Origin of the sequence: Xenorhabdus griffiniae, from assembly GCF_037265215.1 — a bacterium.
Taxonomy (GTDB): Bacteria; Pseudomonadota; Gammaproteobacteria; order Enterobacterales; family Enterobacteriaceae; genus Xenorhabdus; species Xenorhabdus griffiniae.
This window is the reverse complement of the sequence record NZ_CP147737.1, coordinates 3,008,536-3,025,441: the sequence shown is the minus strand read 5'-3', so window position 1 is coordinate 3,025,441 and position 16,906 is coordinate 3,008,536. Positions and strand designations below refer to the sequence as shown.

The window sequence follows — 16,906 nt, the reverse complement described above, 5'->3', positions numbered from 1 at the left end:
ACTTCTGACAATCACAGGATGAAAAATTAAAATCATTGCTTAATTAGCGTAATACGCGGTGTTTTTATATATAGTTAACTTATTATTTCGCATAATTTAGCTGGCGGAAAAATAGTATTTAATTAACTTATTGATTTAAATGTAAAAATGAAGAGTCTGTTGCCTTTAAAATGATGATCATTTTAATTTTGTGATCATGATCTCAAAAATTATGTTTGAATGAATGGCTACGCGGGCATTCTACGGATACGCCAGATTCGACCGCTGCCTGATATCAAGTTGCAATTTACAACACGATATAAGACGCATCTTGAAAGATGATTGGTATAAAATACATGGAAAAAAATCAGAGAAAAATGGTTGAAATAATATTGATGATATCTTTTTTATGAATTAAATGCATTTTAGTTCTGATTATTTTTAACATATAAAATATAAGGATTTAGGCATAATATTCAAAGTGTTCACTGTAAGGATAGATGAAAGTTTTATTATGGGAAAACGTCCATTCTAATTACAGTTGTGGTGTGTGGTAATTTGAAAGGATGAGGTGAAGTTAATTATTTATTTAAGGGGGATAGGTTATGAATGTATTTGGAAATAAGGTGGTATTAATCACGGGAGGAACGGCGGGAATAGGGTTGGCTACTGCTATTGAGTTTGTGAAAAGGAATGCAACAGTCCTTTTGGTAGGGCGAAATGTTGATAAAGGCAGTAAAGCAATAGCACAAATGCCACATAATGCTAATTGTGCGTTTTATTCTGCTGATATGAGTAAACGTTCAGACATTAAACGGCTCTTTGCATATATTAAAGCGCATTATGGTCGTTTGGATATTGCTGTTAACAATGCCGGAATGTTTGGTGCTTCGTTTACAAAAATAACCGAATATCCAGATGAAGTATGGGATGACGTCATTGCGACGAATGTAACCGGCGTGTATCAATGCATGAAGTATGAGATACCGTTAATGGCGCAATCAGGTGGAGCAATAGTAAATGTCGCATCAGTTTCAGGGTTAAAGGCGAATTATGCAGGCGGGTGTGCCTATACTGCCAGTAAACATGCGGTGGTTGGATTGACAAAGTCTGCCGCTTTAGAGATGGCAAAGTCAAATATTCGGGTTAATGCTGTGTGTCCAGGATTAATCAGAACAGATATGTCAGTCAGTGTGTTTGGCGATAATTTAGATGCGTATGGCGATACCCATCCAATTGGAAGGATTGGGGAAACAGAAGAAGTCGCGAATGCTATCGTGTGGTTATCGAGTAACAAAGCGGAATTTATTACCGGTTGTTGTTTACCTGTTGATGGCGGTTTAATGGTAAAATAGGCTTTAAATACCGATCTAACTTCAAGATGCATGTGATATCTCCTCACTTAGCGGGGAGATATCAGGTTTCATATCGTGTTGTAAATTGTAACTTGAAGTTTAATGCGCATAAAAATCAATATGGGCTTTAATGGAACGATATAATCAATATATTATTCTGTATTCTTGTTATTAAAACAGATTGATGTTTTCGGAAAATAATGTGCATAATAAATATGCTGAAAAGCAAAAATGGCCTACGATATTTGGGTTGCCAATGATATTGTGCTGTAAATTGTAACTTGAAGTTTAATGCATATAAACTGTAATTAATATTTCACTGTAAATTTAGTCTAAAACAAGAGGAAATAAAATGGCAAAAGGAAACTTTTTGACAGTCGGCGACAAAACGACGTGTGGCGGTACTATTTTGACTGGAACCAGCAGTATTAAATTTTATGGAAAACAAGCGGCAATTGAAGGTTCTGCTGTGACTTGCGGGAGATATTCAGGAAATTATACTGTTGTTGGTGGAGTCAGCTCTTTCTTGGACAAAGGAACAAAATTAGCAGGAACTTTGGATAGCAGGACGACTTGTCCTTGTAATGCTGGACTTATCCATTCTATTCCTGATACTTATCAAAAATAGACCTAAAAATTTAGCGATGCAGTCGTGGTGGTTTTGATGTAATCACTATATTTGAATTTGATATCAGGTAGTTGTTAAGCTTAATTACTATAATTTTAATTGATTATTATAAATCAATTAAAAGTTAGAGTAATGAAATTTAAAAAAACATGGTTTATGCCGTGATGACTCACCTTTGGAACTTATTAGGAAAGAGTATGGAAAACTATAAAAATTACACTATGGATAGAGCCGATCTGATGTTACACCCTATTATTGGTGGGGAGTTGATATTACTAAATTATGTCGGATTTGCACAAGAAAGTAGATTTAAATTTTTAAAAAAGATAGAAGATTGGAATAGCAAGGATGATACTGGAAGATTAAAGGGCGTTAATTTAAAAGAATATCTTTGCAATGATGTTTTTATAATTAATGAAGGTTCCTATATAAAGGATGAGGTTTATTTGATGGATGCAAATAATCTTGATGATTTTGTTGGTAATTATTTCAAACTGAACACTGGTTGTTTTTTTGATGGCGATACATTTTTTATATCGCCTTTAAATAAAGCCTTGATTGAGTTTCAACATGATGGTTATGTGTTTTTGCATAAGCTCCCTATTTTGTTAAATGAACATGGTAAGGCTAAGATTTTAAATAGGGCAAGTATGTTTAAATAATAGAATGATTTGTTTAATCCTTGATAAATCATCATGCTTGTCTGTATTCACCATTATGCACCTTTAATTGCTGCTATTGTGACAATTTTGCGTTATAATCGCTAAATATTGTTATCATAGTGACAGGAATAACGCTAATGCTTTCTCTCTATACTGCCTATGATGTGCAGCATGAATTAAAAGATTTTATCAAGCGACAACGTAAACAACAAAAATCATCTGTTGAAGACTTAGCGGCTACCATTGGACAGCATATGGAACAGAAATGGTCAGAACTAAAGACCCCGTAAGCCGTTTTTGCAGGGAGAATGCTTATCATAACCATTTCCTGACAAATTCTTCCAACGGTATTGGGCGGTCAAAGTAATATCCCTGTAAATAATCGACAGAATAGTTTGCTAACTGATTAGCTTGTTTTTGGCTTTCAATCCCTTCTGCCACAATTTCCACATGCAACCGCAGGGCAAGGTCAATGATATTCTCCACAATATTTTTTGAAACCATATCAGTATTCATTTTGCTAATAAAATTATGTCCAATTTTCACTAAGTTAACATTAAGTTTTTGTAAGTAATTGTAATTAGAGAAACCGGTGCCAAAGTCGTCCAGTGCAATTAATACGCCCAGTTCATCCAATTTATTGAATAAATGAATAGTATGATTATCGAGTTCCAATAATTCTCGTTCGGTAATTTCCAAAATCAGTTTAATAGAATTTTCTGGAAATGATTTTAGAAAATGATGACAATCATCAATTAACCTGACATCTTTATAATGTTTTGCACTAATATTGAAATTAAAATGGAAATTTTCAGGTAATTGATGAGCAATAGGCGCAAAATAGTCTCTTACTTGGGTGATTAAGTTATGCGTTAAAGGAATAATCAAATCTGATTTTTCAATTTGTGCGATAAATTTATTTGGCGTCAATAGTCCATGGATGGGGTGTTGCCAGCGAACAAGGATTTCACATCCAATGATTTCATTGTTTTTACTACAAATAATGGGCTGTATATAGGGAATGAATTGCTTATTTTTAATCGCTTTTTTCAAACGATATTCTGGGATAGTTATGGTTTTGGTCTGTCTATAGAAAAACACCGCAGATATGAACGTAAGCAGAGACAATAAAATAAATACACAGACTGATTCTACATCTGGCTGGATATTATCCTGATAATTGGAAAATAATCTCCAGAATATATAACCTGTGCTGGCAGTGATGGTGATGAATAACATCACAAATATCCGATACAGGGATCGGTATGATTTCAGATCCAGCCCCATCATATCTCCTTTCTTGATCAAGCCCATTTCTTAACAGTAGGCTTGTTATCCAAACTATGCAAAATTTCATTAACTTATTGATTACAAAAAAAGAGGCTCTTTTTTTGCGAAAACAACGTCGGCTATGTTACAGGAAGAATTTAAAGACGGGAAATAACTATATAACTATATGACAAAATTAGGAGGGAATTTTTTATAATTGCTGAGGACGGTCAAGATAAACAAATATTGTTGCCATCCATGGCTAAATTATTATTTGATTTATATCAATATATTATCAGGTTACCCGCAATTAATCGGGCTGTGTTAAAACCCATATTGCCTGCTTCATGGTATAGCTATCACGGTGTCGTTATCACAATGGCAACTCGGCGATTTTCTGCCCGACCTTTTGCGCTTCGGTTATCGGCAATAGGTTGGCTTGGCCCTAATCCACGGGTTATCAAATTATTACGCTGCATACCTCCCTGTGTCAGTGCATCTGCAACGGTGTTGGCACGTTTCAATGATAATTGATTGTTGTAACTCACTTCTCCGTAGTTGTCGGTGTGACCATCAAGGCGTGCGTGGTGGATACCCACTTTGGATAAGACACTGGCGAGTTGTTTTAATTTTGTTTCACCTTCTGGACGCAAGTGAAATTGGTTATTATCAAACAGCACCTTTTCTGATAGACCAAATAACCAGCCTTCATCAGTTTGTTGAAACCCTTGTTGTTTAAGTGCGGCGATTTGTGCGGTTGTCAATGCTCCTTTACTCTGGCAGGCGCTGAGGAAAAGTACGCCAATAAACGCCAAGATAAATACACAATAACGATTTCTGCTCATAGAAGGTTCCTTGATAGATAGTTCAGTTTTGTTGTATCAGCGGAATACCAGCCACCGCCTCGTTGTTTAATGTGATACATCGCCGCATCGGCTTCAGAGAGTAGTTGTTCTGCTGTTAGTTCACCATTGGATAATGCAATACCAATGCTAAGTGTGATACGTAGATGTTGTCCGTTGGGAAGGAGAATGGGGGTATCCATGGCATGAATGATATTTTTGGCAACGCGTTCTGCGTCTTCTAGATTGGCCGAAGGCAGCAGGATAGCAAATTCGTCCCCGCCAAGTCGGGCAACGGTATCTGTTTTTCTTACTCTTCGTTTTAAGGTGGCGGCGATAGTGACAAGCACGTGATCGCCAGCAGCATGTCCATAGACATCGTTGACATATTTCAGCCTATTACCATCAATAAATAATATCGCTGCACTTTCACGCATAAATTTATCGCCCATGACGGTTGAAAGCACGCGTTCAAAAGTTGCCCGATTTGGTAAGCCTGTCAGGGAATCATGTTGTGCTTGCCAGGTTAAAGCGGCTTTTTCTGTTTGCAGATGATGTTGCCACTCTTCCAGCTCTTCTAACAGGTGATTGAAAACCTGACTTAGCTCATGCAGCTCAGCAATATGGGCCGAGGGCACGCGCCGTGAAAATGTCCGCCGTTGCCGCACATCATGGGCGACGGCCGTAATATTTTGCAGCGCCTTGACGATACCATCGTGCATCCGCAATGAGAGGTAGAGTGAAATGACGGCGCTGAACAGCAGACAGGCAAATAGCACCAGCAGGGCCTGATAAACAAATTTGATGATGTGGCAGCTGTTACCAAGCAACCAGACTGAGCCTATTTTTTGCTGATGGTGGTAAATTGGCAGGGTGAAAGGTTCAGGAAAAAGCCAGTGCTCGATCAATTTCTTGAAATTACCCGTCCGAGTTTCCTGATTGGCTTGCCAACTCGCTAACACCTGTTGTTTTGCATCAAAAATTTTGGCTTCGGTAAAACCATCGTGAACGGCAATCATTTCCAATATTTCGTTTGCTGCGGTTTTATCCTGAAAAACTACGGCGGCTTGTGCGGTATGAGCAATGGTCGTGGCAATCAGTTTTAAACTGTTTTCGGCATATTTCTGCATGGCAAGCAATGCCAGTAACGATAAAAACAAGCCGACTACGGATAATATGATAAATGTAATGACCAAATGGATCCGGTGGAAAGCATGACGTAAAGTCGGGCGCGAGGGCATCAGTGAATAACGTTTTTTCATATAGATTATTCCACCTTACGAGCCAATTGCAGGACATTCGGCTGTACGCGCACGCCGCTGCGCGTCAGAATATCAAGATTGAGGCTAAATGTTGCCGGCGTGCTGTTAATATTGAGGCAAAATGCACTGCCAATTTCGCAGTTCGGATTATTTTCAGCAATGGTAAGCAGTGGCTTGTCATTTTTCAGGTTGATTACCTGGTGTTGAAGTTGTGGGTCGACTTGACCATAGTAAATGACATCACATTTTTCTATGAGTTGTTCTACATTGAAATTGAGTGTTTCAACTTGCAGTTCTGTGTGATCAGAAATCATATCAATGTGGGTTAAGGCGCTAATGTAATTGGATGGAGGAACCAGACATAAGTGCAGGATAGTAGGTGTAATAGGCCAGTGGGTATAACTGATAATTCCAGAAACTACCCGCGCAACATTTTCGGTGTGTGCTGTTTTTTCATTGATTATTCGTTTTTCATTGGTGTCAGGCATAGCCATTACGGTTGACTGACATGTACCGGTGATTAAGCATAAGGTCATCAATACCCGTAGAAATAATCTGGAGACACAACGTTTAAAAATAGTGCGTTTACAAAGATGATGAATCCGTTCAATTACTTTCATATCGGGTTCCAGTATATATTTTTCATCCAGTATTTGTTTTTCATATTGTCAATGGTTGTGTGAATGATCGTGTTAAAGTTATTGATAAAATCTGTTCTTTAACCAAAACCTATCTCATTGAAGAAATGAAACTGAATGAGATAGGTTGTACAGTTATTACTTGCCAAATAAGATTATTATCAATCTAATTGATACCTTTAAGGTATAATTTCATTTTTAGTGAATAAAGATTATTTCTATAGCAATCGCCTTTCAAGATGCGTCTTATATCTCCCCGCTATGCGGGGAGATATAAACAATCACATTGATTTGCAAGCTGCAACTTCAAGATGCGTGTGATTTCTTCCCGCGAAGCGGGAAGAAATCAGGTTTCATAGCGTGTTGTAAATTGCAACTTGAAGTTTAATGCGTATATATTGATACATCTTCATCGATTCCTATTATATGTCCATGATTGTCATAAGTGATACTGGAAACTTTGCTTTGCCTTAAGGTATCAAACAATTTTTGTTCCAAAGTAAAACTCTGCGCCACCTCAGTGTGAGTTAACGCAGGTCGGTGACGACGACGTTCGATCCTAAATCGACGTTGGTTGTATTTCGCCCAGCCAATGAGCAAAAATGCATTAAATATGGCAATGCCAATATAAAGGGTGATAGTTCCCAATTCTGAAGTAAATACTGTCGCCGTAAAAGGCCTGGGACCATTATGGGAGGTGTAAAATAATCCCACCATGAATAAATAGATAAACCCCACCCAAGCCAGGACGGTCAACAGAATATCAATTAAACGTGGCCATAACCTTTGTTCGGTAAAAATCAATGGTTCTTTCATGATTCGATTCTCTCTATTCCCCTGTCAGGGCTTTCCCAGCGAGCGCGTTTTCTGTGTACTTTAAGCATCACTTTGGGAAAAGATACCAGAGTCGTAAATAGGTTTAGCATCCAATAAACCATCGGATACCAAATCACCCAGAACAGCGATGAAGCAACGTGTTTTTCATAGCGCCGTTCAATCACTAAACTGACGGTAAACTGGATCAGGCAGGTAGCTGCCAGAACCAACCCTGTATACCCAGGTGGAAATAGCGTATAGACGCGAATGTTTTCCGGTAATGTGATGAACATGCCAAGTAAAAATAAAATGATGGAAAAGGCAAATGTAAATGACCAGATAACGGAGCAGCAGAATTCAGCAAATAACCCCCACATGCGGCGATATCGCCATGACCACAATTGACGCAGGTTTTTCAGGAAAACTTCGGCTCCACCCTGTGCCCAGCGTAACCGCTGCTTCCATAATCCCCGTAGGGTTTCAGGCATTAAGATCCAGCAGATGGCACGGGGTTCGAAAAAAATGGACCAATGGTGTAATTGGAGTTTCCAACTTACATCAATATCTTCGGTGATCATGTCATTACTCCAATACCCCACGTCGGCCAGAGCACGACGATTAAAGGCTGCAACAACCCCTGAAACAGTAAAAACTTGACCATAAACCCGTTGGGTACGCTTGATTAGGCCAATGATGGAAGAGAACTCTCCAACCTGGATGCGTCCCACTAAAGTGGATCGTGTCCGAACGCGGGGATTGCCTGTAACAGCACCAACACGGGGATGATCAATCATGGGCTTGACCAGCCAAACAGCGGCATCGCGATCTAATAAGGCATCGCCATCAATGCAAACCAGATAATCACTTCTCGCGGCGGCCGCACCCGCTTGAAGTGCAGTCGCTTTGCCTTGATTCTGTTTCAGGTGTATCACTCTTAGGGCTTGATGCTGTTTTGCCATCGCATTGAGTTCATCTGCGGTGCTGTCAGTTGAACCATCATTGATAGCGATCACTTCAACATTGGGATAGCGCTGGTTCAAGGCGGCCAGCAGGGTCTCGCGAACATTTGGTCCTTCGTTGTAGCAAGGGATCAAAATTGAAATCAGAGGATCACCTGCAAGATGCGGGGCTTCTTCATCAACGATTTTCCAATGCCTTTCCCGATAGAGCCAGAAATAGATCCCTCCTGAGATCCAGATGGCCGACATGAACAAAGGCCAGAAGAAGACAAAGTTCAGCATGACTTCCCCGGTAAAGGTGATAGCGATACCGAGAGGGATGCTCAATACCAGGCAGAGCACGGCAAAAGCAATAATACGATCAATCATTAAGTGGATACCATTCAGGAGAAAGAACAGGGCGGATATCATTCATTTCTGGTTGATTGTTGAGAAAGTCATCAGGGTAGTAACCGAAGCTCTGTGCGCCATTGAGCTGCAATTGACGCATCCATTCTGCTAATTGGTGCCCTGAAATTGCTCTTTTATCCAGTGGTTTGCGCCAATCTACGGATTGCAATTCAAAAACAGTTTTGTCCAGTGCTTGTGGACGTTGAGCAATGATTTTCACCAATCGGGATAACCACTGATTGCTTTTTGCTAGTGGCACATTTTCCATCAATGGCATTGCCATTGGAGCAACCCAATCGTAATGAGCGAGGAAATCATCCAGATTTTGGGCAAACCACTCTTCGCTGTCCGGTTCCAGAATGGGCAGGGCAAAAATATTGCGTGCCGTTTTGATCTGATAACCCCGTATTGACTTAAGTTCTCTGGTTAACTCATGAGTGAAATCAATCAGGTATTGGCTTTTAAAACGTGTCCAACGAGCAAATTGTTCCGGATCTTGCCGAATTTCTGTAATGGAAGCAGATAAACCTGCGGCCTGATAAGCGTTGATGGCATCTGCGCCAGCATCTTCAAAATCAGACATGACGGCATCATCGTGGTACAAGATACCCTGAAAAATAGCATGAGAGGCCAAATCCTGATAAATCTCTTTGATCCTTCGGCGATTTTCTGGGTTATAAGGCGATAAACGACGATATTGTGTCGGGTTGACAAACAGCCTGTTATGGCTTGGGTCATAGCTCATCACCCGCGGGAGGGAAGACTCCAGTTCAAAGGCCAAAACAGGCATCCACGCATAAACTTCAATGTTCAGGCGGCTGTGCAATTGCCAGGCGACACGGTTAAAGAGATCCGCTCGCATTGGTAGCCAGCGATTAGGAAAGTAGAGTTCACGTACATTGCCATCGCCTTTGGGATCAGCAAAGGCTTGCAGGAAAACGGTATTGACGCGCAGATCGGCAACGCGCTGGACCAGTTTATCGAGATTATCGGCTTGCTGAGCGGGATCTGGATCATAAACGTAGTCCAGATCAATATGAGCAATCCGTAAGAACGGTTTATTCTGTACCTGAATGACCTGCTCGGCGAATTCTTTCAGAGAAGGGTTATGGGTAAGCAAAATCCGTGGAACATTATCAAGATTGTTGACATTTGCCAGCCCATTATCCAGAGTCAATGCCATTTTGTAGCCATAGCGTTTGGCTATTTCCAGGGTAACACCGTTATCAATGCCATAAGGCCAAATCCAGACTCGTGGCTGCTTGCCTGTGGCTGCGATAATTCTTTGAGTGATCGTGGCGATATCCTTTTCCATCCGCTGACGAAACGCCTGCTCACTTTCATATTTTCTGGTTTTCGGATCGTAAATGCGAATGGCTGCGGCCGGCTCAGTATTGCCTTGTGGATTAGCGATGGCGCCGTAATGATGCTGATAAGTATGAGAGCCTATTTCCACTAAACCAGAACGAGACATCTCAGCCACCTGTTCCCAGGTAGTGAACCGCTCCCGCGCTACCATCAACCCACCAAAATCAACGGGTTTTTCGGCTGGCGCATCAACCCAGATCCCAACAGGAGCCAGAATAGCTGGCCAGTTATAGGCTTTCAGCAGCGGAAAGACGCGATGGTAAAAGCTGCTATAGCCATCGTCGAAAGTCAGCAATACCGCTTTGGGCGGCAATGGCGTACCGCCTTGATTGGCAGTGAGAATTTGGTCGACTGTAATCGGTTGGTAGCCGTTTTCCCGCAGCCAGGCAAACTGATCGTTCAATGCGCTGGTACGGACTGACATAAAACGCTGATCTGCACCATCATCTTCAACATCATGGTAAGCCAAAACGACAAAGCCATTTTTAGGCCAGGGGCGTTCATTCATAGGAAGCGGCCGTTGGGCTGGTGGAACGAAATCAGGTTTTTCTGCATATGCCAGTATGCCAAGCTGGGAAATCAACAGGCTAACCAGTAGTGCCGATATCATCAACCAATGACGAAAAACATTGTATGTCATAAAAAATCCTTTAGAACCGATAGATTAAATCAAAAGCCGCTTGCAAATTACTTTCGCGTTTACCGTCATAAGGACGTTTATCCAACGTGAGCCTTACCCCTGCGTCAATAACATCATTCCATTTAATACGTTGACCATATCCAATCCTTGTGATCAGGCCACCGCCGTACCCTTGCTGCCAATATTGCCCAATACCAGCCACAACTTGCTGGCTCCAGACAGTTTGATAGTGCCGATATATGGTGTGGTCTGCTTCCAGTTCAGGCAGGAAGGTAAAGTCGCTTTTGGGATTGAAATAGGGGGTATTTTGCCGAGTATTGTGAGTTGTACTCAGTTCCAACTGCCCATCAAGCTTCAGGTAAGGGGCGGTATATAGGCGTTGAAGGCCATCAATGCCATATTCAAAGCGATGGTTGCCATCTGAAAAGAATGCAGGAGCAAAGCGAGCGCTCCATTGGCTGCGTTCGCTGTATCTCCAGCGAGCATAAATTTGTCCACCATTGGCGTGAATATTATTGCTCAACGCACGCAGGGGGGTATTACGGGCAAGGCGTTCTGCGGAGCCACCCAGTCGCCATTGATCATTGAAGTCATACCAGGCTGCGATCCGTAGTCCCACTTTGCTGCCATGACGATAATGACGCGCAGAAACTTCACTTTCCAGCCAAAGATCCCGCGAACGCCACTCTACACCGCCGCGTAAATCACGGTTTAGCCCCCGGCCTTCTGAAAATTGGCCGCGATTGTAAGCACCACCGGCAAATAAGCGCCAATTATCCTCAAAGGGAGGGCTATAAAGTATTGCGTCAATATCTGAACTGTGTTTACCACTTTCTGGATTATCTGAATTAATGCCTTGATTGACCTTAATTTGCAGTTCTGACATATGATGCACATTGCGCAGACGGTTAAGGCGTTTAGCGAGCATATCTTCTGGTGCGCGGGTAATAACATCATCGGCCAGCAAATCCATCTGTTGCCATTCTTGCAAGGCAAGGGCGGTATAGCCTTGCTGGATTTCCAATGCCAGATTACGGTGATCGAGTCCTTCAATTTGCTTTAATTCACTTTCAGCACGGCGTGGCCAACCACGATCCAGCCAGATAGCCGCCAGATCAATCCGCAATTTCTGGTTGCCAGGCGCTGTGCGTGCTAAATGGGTGAAGCGTTTTTCTGCTTCAGGAAGGTCTTCACGTAATTGTGCAGATTCTGCTAAAAACTGTTGCCCTTGTAGCCAGTCATCATTCGGAACGCGGATGGGAGAGCCAAAGACATTAAGCATATAAGGATTGCGCTGTTTGAGATCGGTGGCAAGCTGTTGGGCTGCATCCAGATGCTCACTTTCCACATTCGCATAAAAAAGGACGATATCATCTTCAAGGGGAATATTGGGCGATGATATTTTCCCTGACGGCGAGATATTTTCATCAGGGTAATTTAAAGAGTGCAGAATATTTCGTGCTTTTTCTGGCTGGCGCAGATTCAGGTAAGCTGCTGCCGCCCATTTCTGCGCATATCCTGGGATAGGTAGACCTTGTTTTTGCAAGATTAGATATTCATCAATGACTTCTTGCATCCGATGGCGGGAAAGAAGGGCACCAAGCCGATCAATGCGCGCACGTTGGTAATCTTGTTGTGCATCGGGCAGGTTATGCCATTGATTAAGCATATGCTCATAGTGTGCAAGTGCTCGGTCAGCAATGTCAAAGCGCTCTGTTTCACTACGGTTAGGGATCATTGACAAGCGAACCAATTCTGCTGCGGCGTCAGCTTCCAGCCTGCGCAGTTGCGTCGTGGTTAATTGTGTGGCGTGTTGTTGTCCTAAACGCCATGCAGGATCACTGATCCGATGGTTTTTTAGGCTGAACAGATAGTCTTGGGTGACTTCTTTATTGTCGGGAAACCGTTTATACGCGATAGAAAGCATTTGCATGGCATCCCATGTCCGGCCGGCAGCTTGATCAACATAGGCCAGCAAACGGTAATTAGCAGCGTCGGGTTGATGCGCCAATAACTCTTTTGCCAAGTGACGGGCTTCTGCGTCTTGTTTGGCATCGGCGAGCGTCATGATAAGGCCAGCCTTGATATCGCGGCTCTGTTTGTCCAAGGTCAGGGCTGTTCGCCACATCTGGATTGCTTGTGACCATTGGCGTTGGTGGCGATAGGCGCGGGCAATAGCCGCGATCCCTCTGGCAGGTATAGCCATTGAGCGATAGCGTTGCCAGAGAGAAATCACTTCATCATCATGTCCAGCCCAACTTGCAACTTGTAACCAATCAGCAACTTGTGAGGAAGAGAGATGATGTCGTTTTTCTTCCTGACGGATATATTCGAGCATGGGGCGGGTATTCCCCTTTCTGGCTTGTTGAATTAATGCATCGTAATCTGCCTGAGCGGATTCCGTTGTTATTAAACAGCTTAGTGATATAAATAACGATAACAACTTATACCGATATCTATGAAAGCCCATCGGACGGAAATAAAGATATGACACGCTATCCCCTTTTTATACTGCATATTGGTTTTACAAATAGCAGGACCAGACGGAATTGAATTTAATTTAGATTAAGATGAATTTTTACATTCTTCATTTTTGAAGAGGCAGAATAATACTTACTGTGTGAATTTATATCAATGGGAAAATTTCGTGAAATAATTGCAGTTATTTGATTTTGCATTGATATCATGTCTATATAAAATAATGTGCAATAGTGATATTTATGTTTTGAAATTACTTTATTTGTTTTAAATCAATTGGTTGCATGAATATTTTTCTGTCGTAAAAATACTTTTAGAGGTAAAGAGTAATATTAGGATTGATTTCAATGAAAAAAACTTAGACTGAATAAAAATATTTTTTATTGCCGAGAAGTGAATACTATTGATTGTTGAGTCTTTTATACCAATCTAACTTCAAGATGCGTGTGATTTATCCCCGAGAAGCGGGGAGAAATCACGTTTCATATGGTGTTGTAAATTGCAACTTGAAGTTTAATACGTATATTTGAAATAAATTGGTTGAAATGAGATTGGTTTATTTTTTTAGTATGAATATGTGGTTTATTGAACGTAATATGACGATATTTCAAAATTAAATACTATTTTTAATCCACAAAGCGAAAATATTAGCGAAATTGGTATTCGATTATTCTCTTTTTTGTGTGAAGTTTAAACAATATTGTGTTGGTGATTTACATGAGTAATTTTATGGATATTACTATCGTTTGCAGATAACGTGAGATGATCATATTCAGATTTATCTGAAAAGCTATTAGCTTAATCACTAATTATTTTTCAGTTTTGTTATCAATGGATTTTATATACCAATCCAACTTCAAGTTGCAGCTTGCAAATCAATGTGATTGTTTATATCTCCCCGCATAGCGGGGAGATATAAGACGCATCTCATTTTGAAACGCTATTTAAATGACAATTCCTTGAACTAAGATAAGGAAATCGTTTTTACCCGCAATTAAGATCAAGAGCGTCTTATACCAATCTAACTTCAAGATGCGAGTGATTTCTCCCCGCGAAGCGGGGAAAAATCACGTTTCATATGGTGTTGTAAATTGCAGCTTGAAGTTTAATGCGTATATATAATTATTTCTTATTCTTTGGCATCATTTTTGAAAGAATTTTTTGAGCATTATATGTCAAACAGCGCACTCAACCGCCGCTGGGCGGAACTTTTATTGGAAGCATTAACTCGCCACGGATTGCGTCATGTCTGCATTGCTCCCGGCTCTCGTTCAACATCATTGACATTGGCTGCCGCAGAAAATCATAAGTTGATTTGTCATACTCATTTTGATGAGCGCGGGTTAGGCTATTTGGCCTTAGGATTGGCAAAAGCGGGCAAAGAACCGATTGCGGTTATTGTGACGTCTGGAACGGCAGTTGCCAATTTGTATCCTTCTTTAATTGAAGCGGGCTTGACGGGAGAACGATTGGTCTTTCTCACCGCGGACAGGCCGCCTGAATTAATCGATTGTGGTGCTAATCAAGCTATTCGTCAGGTAGGGATTTTTGCTTCTCATCCTGCGCAAACTTTGGCCCTGCCACGACCAACCACAGAGATCCCTGCCAGCTGGTTGGTTTCTTCCATCGATAATGCAATGTCAAACCTGAAACACGGTGCGCTACATATTAATTGCCCATTTGCGGAGCCTTTGTATGGTAATGAAATGACAGCGCATCAAGATTGGTTGCAAACATTAGGAGCGTGGTGGCAAGGGCATGAACCGTGGTTGGCCGAGCCAGAAGTGCATACCACCCTTAAGGCAGTCGATTGGGATATCTGGCAGAAAAAACGGGGAATTGTACTGGCAGGGAGAATGAGTGCAGAAGAGGGCAAATATGTTGCTCAATGGGCAAAAGAGATGGGCTGGCCGCTTATTGGTGACGTGTTATCCCAAACGGGGCAGCCTTTGCCATGTACAGATTTATGGCTGACTCAGCCCCGCACTCAGGAGATTCTGGCGCAAGGGCAATTGGTGATCCAATTTGGTGCGAGCTTGACAGGCAAGCGATTGTTGCAATGGCAGGCTAAGTGCCAACCTGAACAGTATTGGATTGTCGATCCCATTGTCGGCAGACTTGATCCTGCAAACCATAGAGGACGCAAATTCACTTGCAGTGTAACTGATTGGTTACGGGAGCATCCCGCATATTCACGAGCACCTTGGGCAGAGGAATTGAACTTATGGTCAAAAAGCGCGTTTAAGTGTGTTGAAACAAAGTTGACGGGAGAATTCAGCGAGGCCGCAGTTGCGCATCAATTGCACCAATTGTTGCCAGAGCAAGGGCAATTGTTTGTTGGCAATAGCTTGGTTGTGCGTTTGGTTGATGCGTTGGGGCAACTTCCCGTGGGTTATCCGGTTTACAGTAACCGAGGTGCCAGTGGTATAGACGGCTTGATCGCGACTGCCGCGGGCGTACAGCGGGCAACCAATAAACCGACACTCACGATTATAGGTGATATCTCCGCCCTTTATGACCTGAATAGCCTGGCTTTATTACGCCATCTTTCCGCTCCCATGTTATTGATCATAGTGAATAATAATGGCGGGCAGATTTTTTCGCTGTTACCAACACCACAGGAAGAACGTCAGCGTTTTTACTGTATGCCGCAAGATGTCAATTTTGATCATGTTGCTGCCATGTTCGGCCTAAACTATGCAGCACCGCAAAATTGGCCGGAATTAAAACGCTGTGCCCAACAAGTATGGGATCGTAAGGAGACGACATTGATTGAGTTAAAGGTTTCAGGCAATGCAGGGGCAATATGCCTGCAAGAGTTACTGGAACAGGTGGCGGCGCTGTGAAACTAAACTGTCAGGCATTTCATACCGATAACCAAGGGACGTGGTTAGTCTGGTTACATGGATTATTGGGAAGCGGCGACGATTGGTTTCCAGTCGTGGATGCTTGTGATCGATATCCTTCATTGGTTGTTGATTTACCGGGACACGGTAATTCCGCCAATGTGAATGTGACTGGCGGTTTTGCCGAGATGAGTGAATTGCTGACGGCAACCCTAATCGGGCATTCAATCAATGATTACTGTTTGATTGGTTATTCACTGGGTGGACGAATAGCTATGTACCATGCGCTCTATGGCAAACAAAATGGCCTGCGCGGGTTGCTAGTGGAAGGAGGCAATCCGGGGCTGTTTTCCCAGCAGGAGCGTGATGTGCGATTGCGCAGTGATCAGCATTGGGCGCAACGTTTTCGCCAGGAGCCAATGGCGTCAGTCTTGCCTGATTGGTATCAACAACCGATATTCGCTGACTTAACGGCGGCACAACGTGAGCAAATTATTCATCTGCGCAGCCAAAACAGAGGAGATCGTATCGCAGATATGCTGGAAAACACCTCGTTAGGCCGCCAACCCTGGCTAGTTCCTGCTTTACAGCAAATATCTATTCCTTTCTCTTACTTATGTGGGGAAAATGATCGTAAATTCCAGAGCATAGCACAGCAATATACGTTGCCATTAACAACCATTCCTCAAGTTGGACATAATGCTCATTATGGCAATCCTGTGGCTTTTTCCAGCGCAGTGAACTGTTTTTTATCATTTTTTGGTTAAGGAAACA

Annotated in this window: 14 protein-coding genes; 6 read left to right on the top strand and 8 right to left on the bottom strand. The window is 42.1% G+C overall.

The genetic code is table 11. The annotated features are described in order from the left end of the window. Window positions 1-584 precede the first annotated feature (584 nt). The 4 genes from WDV75_RS13160 (at window position 585) to WDV75_RS13145 (ending at window position 2,914) form a co-directional block, all read left to right on the top strand. The gene (locus WDV75_RS13160) at window positions 585-1,334 is read left to right on the top strand and encodes an SDR family NAD(P)-dependent oxidoreductase (RefSeq protein ID WP_273570386.1); all 750 of its coding nucleotides are present in this window, start codon (window positions 585-587) and stop codon (window positions 1,332-1,334) included. A gap of 352 nt (window positions 1,335-1,686) precedes the next feature. Further along, on the top strand, window positions 1,687-1,962 hold the full coding sequence (locus tag WDV75_RS13155; RefSeq protein WP_273570385.1) for a PAAR domain-containing protein: 276 nt from the start codon (window positions 1,687-1,689) through the stop codon (window positions 1,960-1,962). 197 nt (window positions 1,963-2,159) lie between these two features. After that, window positions 2,160-2,624: a hypothetical protein gene (locus WDV75_RS13150; RefSeq protein WP_273570384.1), complete on the top strand. Its 465-nt coding sequence runs from the start codon at window positions 2,160-2,162 to the stop codon at window positions 2,622-2,624. 137 nt (window positions 2,625-2,761) lie between these two features. Next, window positions 2,762-2,914 carry a hypothetical protein gene (locus WDV75_RS13145; protein ID WP_273570383.1) on the top strand — a complete coding sequence of 51 codons (153 nt, stop codon included), beginning with the start codon at window positions 2,762-2,764 and terminating at the stop codon, window positions 2,912-2,914. 25 nt (window positions 2,915-2,939) lie between these two features. On the opposite strand, the gene WDV75_RS13140 is transcribed toward WDV75_RS13145, so the two are convergent. The 8 genes from WDV75_RS13140 to pgaA form a co-directional block, all read right to left on the bottom strand. Continuing rightward, on the bottom strand, window positions 2,940-3,863 hold the full coding sequence (locus WDV75_RS13140; RefSeq protein ID WP_273570382.1) for an EAL domain-containing protein: 924 nt from the start codon (window positions 3,861-3,863) through the stop codon (window positions 2,940-2,942). Window positions 3,864-4,252: 389 nt separating this feature from the next. Beyond that, complete coding sequence (locus tag WDV75_RS13135; RefSeq protein ID WP_273570381.1) at window positions 4,253-4,738, bottom strand: OmpA family protein; 486 nt, start codon at window positions 4,736-4,738, stop codon at window positions 4,253-4,255. Further along, window positions 4,735-5,997 carry a diguanylate cyclase domain-containing protein gene (locus WDV75_RS13130; RefSeq protein WP_189758179.1) on the bottom strand — a complete coding sequence of 421 codons (1,263 nt, stop codon included), beginning with the start codon at window positions 5,995-5,997 and terminating at the stop codon, window positions 4,735-4,737. Before WDV75_RS13130 ends, WDV75_RS13135 begins: the two co-directional genes overlap by 4 nt. A 5-nt stretch (window positions 5,998-6,002) precedes the next feature. Continuing rightward, the gene (locus tag WDV75_RS13125) at window positions 6,003-6,617 is read right to left on the bottom strand and encodes a YfiR family protein (RefSeq protein WP_273570380.1); all 615 of its coding nucleotides are present in this window, start codon (window positions 6,615-6,617) and stop codon (window positions 6,003-6,005) included. 402 nt (window positions 6,618-7,019) lie between these two features. After that, window positions 7,020-7,451: a poly-beta-1,6-N-acetyl-D-glucosamine biosynthesis protein PgaD gene (pgaD, locus tag WDV75_RS13120; RefSeq protein WP_189758181.1), complete on the bottom strand. Its 432-nt coding sequence runs from the start codon at window positions 7,449-7,451 to the stop codon at window positions 7,020-7,022. After that, entirely contained in the window at window positions 7,448-8,779 is a 1,332-nt protein-coding gene (pgaC, locus tag WDV75_RS13115) for a poly-beta-1,6-N-acetyl-D-glucosamine synthase (protein ID WP_273570379.1), read from the bottom strand. Before pgaC ends, pgaD begins: the two co-directional genes overlap by 4 nt. Further along, a complete protein-coding gene (gene pgaB, locus WDV75_RS13110) occupies window positions 8,772-10,808 on the bottom strand; it encodes a poly-beta-1,6-N-acetyl-D-glucosamine N-deacetylase PgaB (protein WP_273570378.1) in 2,037 nt (678 codons plus the stop codon). Before pgaB ends, pgaC begins: the two co-directional genes overlap by 8 nt. Before the next feature lie 10 nt (window positions 10,809-10,818). Then, entirely contained in the window at window positions 10,819-13,302 is a 2,484-nt protein-coding gene (gene pgaA / locus WDV75_RS13105; RefSeq protein WP_273570377.1) for a poly-beta-1,6 N-acetyl-D-glucosamine export porin PgaA, read from the bottom strand. A 1,156-nt stretch (window positions 13,303-14,458) separates the two neighbouring features. On the opposite strand from pgaA, the gene menD reads away from it, so the two are divergent. Together menD and menH are read left to right on the top strand one after the other, a co-directional pair. Beyond that, complete coding sequence (gene menD, locus WDV75_RS13100; protein ID WP_273570376.1) at window positions 14,459-16,132, top strand: 2-succinyl-5-enolpyruvyl-6-hydroxy-3-cyclohexene-1-carboxylic-acid synthase; 1,674 nt, start codon at window positions 14,459-14,461, stop codon at window positions 16,130-16,132. Further along, on the top strand, window positions 16,093-16,899 hold the full coding sequence (gene menH / locus WDV75_RS13095) for a 2-succinyl-6-hydroxy-2,4-cyclohexadiene-1-carboxylate synthase (RefSeq protein ID WP_273570375.1): 807 nt from the start codon (window positions 16,093-16,095) through the stop codon (window positions 16,897-16,899). The genes menD and menH overlap by 40 nt, the downstream gene beginning before the upstream one ends. Window positions 16,900-16,906: the final 7 nt, after the last annotated feature.

Excerpts from the sequence above, each read along its gene's own strand:
- WDV75_RS13160 (WP_273570386.1), top strand. The coding sequence starts at position 585 with ATGAATGTATTTGGAAATAAGGTGGTATTAATCACGGGAGGAACGGCG.
- WDV75_RS13155 (WP_273570385.1), top strand. The coding sequence starts at position 1,687 with ATGGCAAAAGGAAACTTTTTGACAGTCGGCGACAAAACGACGTGTGGC.
- WDV75_RS13150 (WP_273570384.1), top strand. The coding sequence starts at position 2,160 with ATGGAAAACTATAAAAATTACACTATGGATAGAGCCGATCTGATGTTA.
- WDV75_RS13145 (WP_273570383.1), top strand. The coding sequence starts at position 2,762 with ATGCTTTCTCTCTATACTGCCTATGATGTGCAGCATGAATTAAAAGAT.
- WDV75_RS13140 (WP_273570382.1), bottom strand. The coding sequence starts at position 3,863 with ATGTTATTCATCACCATCACTGCCAGCACAGGTTATATATTCTGGAGA.
- WDV75_RS13135 (WP_273570381.1), bottom strand. The coding sequence starts at position 4,738 with ATGAGCAGAAATCGTTATTGTGTATTTATCTTGGCGTTTATTGGCGTA.
- WDV75_RS13130 (WP_189758179.1), bottom strand. The coding sequence starts at position 5,997 with ATGAAAAAACGTTATTCACTGATGCCCTCGCGCCCGACTTTACGTCAT.
- WDV75_RS13125 (WP_273570380.1), bottom strand. The coding sequence starts at position 6,617 with ATGAAAGTAATTGAACGGATTCATCATCTTTGTAAACGCACTATTTTT.
- pgaD (WP_189758181.1), bottom strand. The coding sequence starts at position 7,451 with ATGAAAGAACCATTGATTTTTACCGAACAAAGGTTATGGCCACGTTTA.
- pgaC (WP_273570379.1), bottom strand. The coding sequence starts at position 8,779 with ATGATTGATCGTATTATTGCTTTTGCCGTGCTCTGCCTGGTATTGAGC.
- pgaB (WP_273570378.1), bottom strand. The coding sequence starts at position 10,808 with ATGACATACAATGTTTTTCGTCATTGGTTGATGATATCGGCACTACTG.
- menD (WP_273570376.1), top strand. The coding sequence starts at position 14,459 with ATGTCAAACAGCGCACTCAACCGCCGCTGGGCGGAACTTTTATTGGAA.
- menH (WP_273570375.1), top strand. The coding sequence starts at position 16,093 with ATGCCTGCAAGAGTTACTGGAACAGGTGGCGGCGCTGTGAAACTAAAC.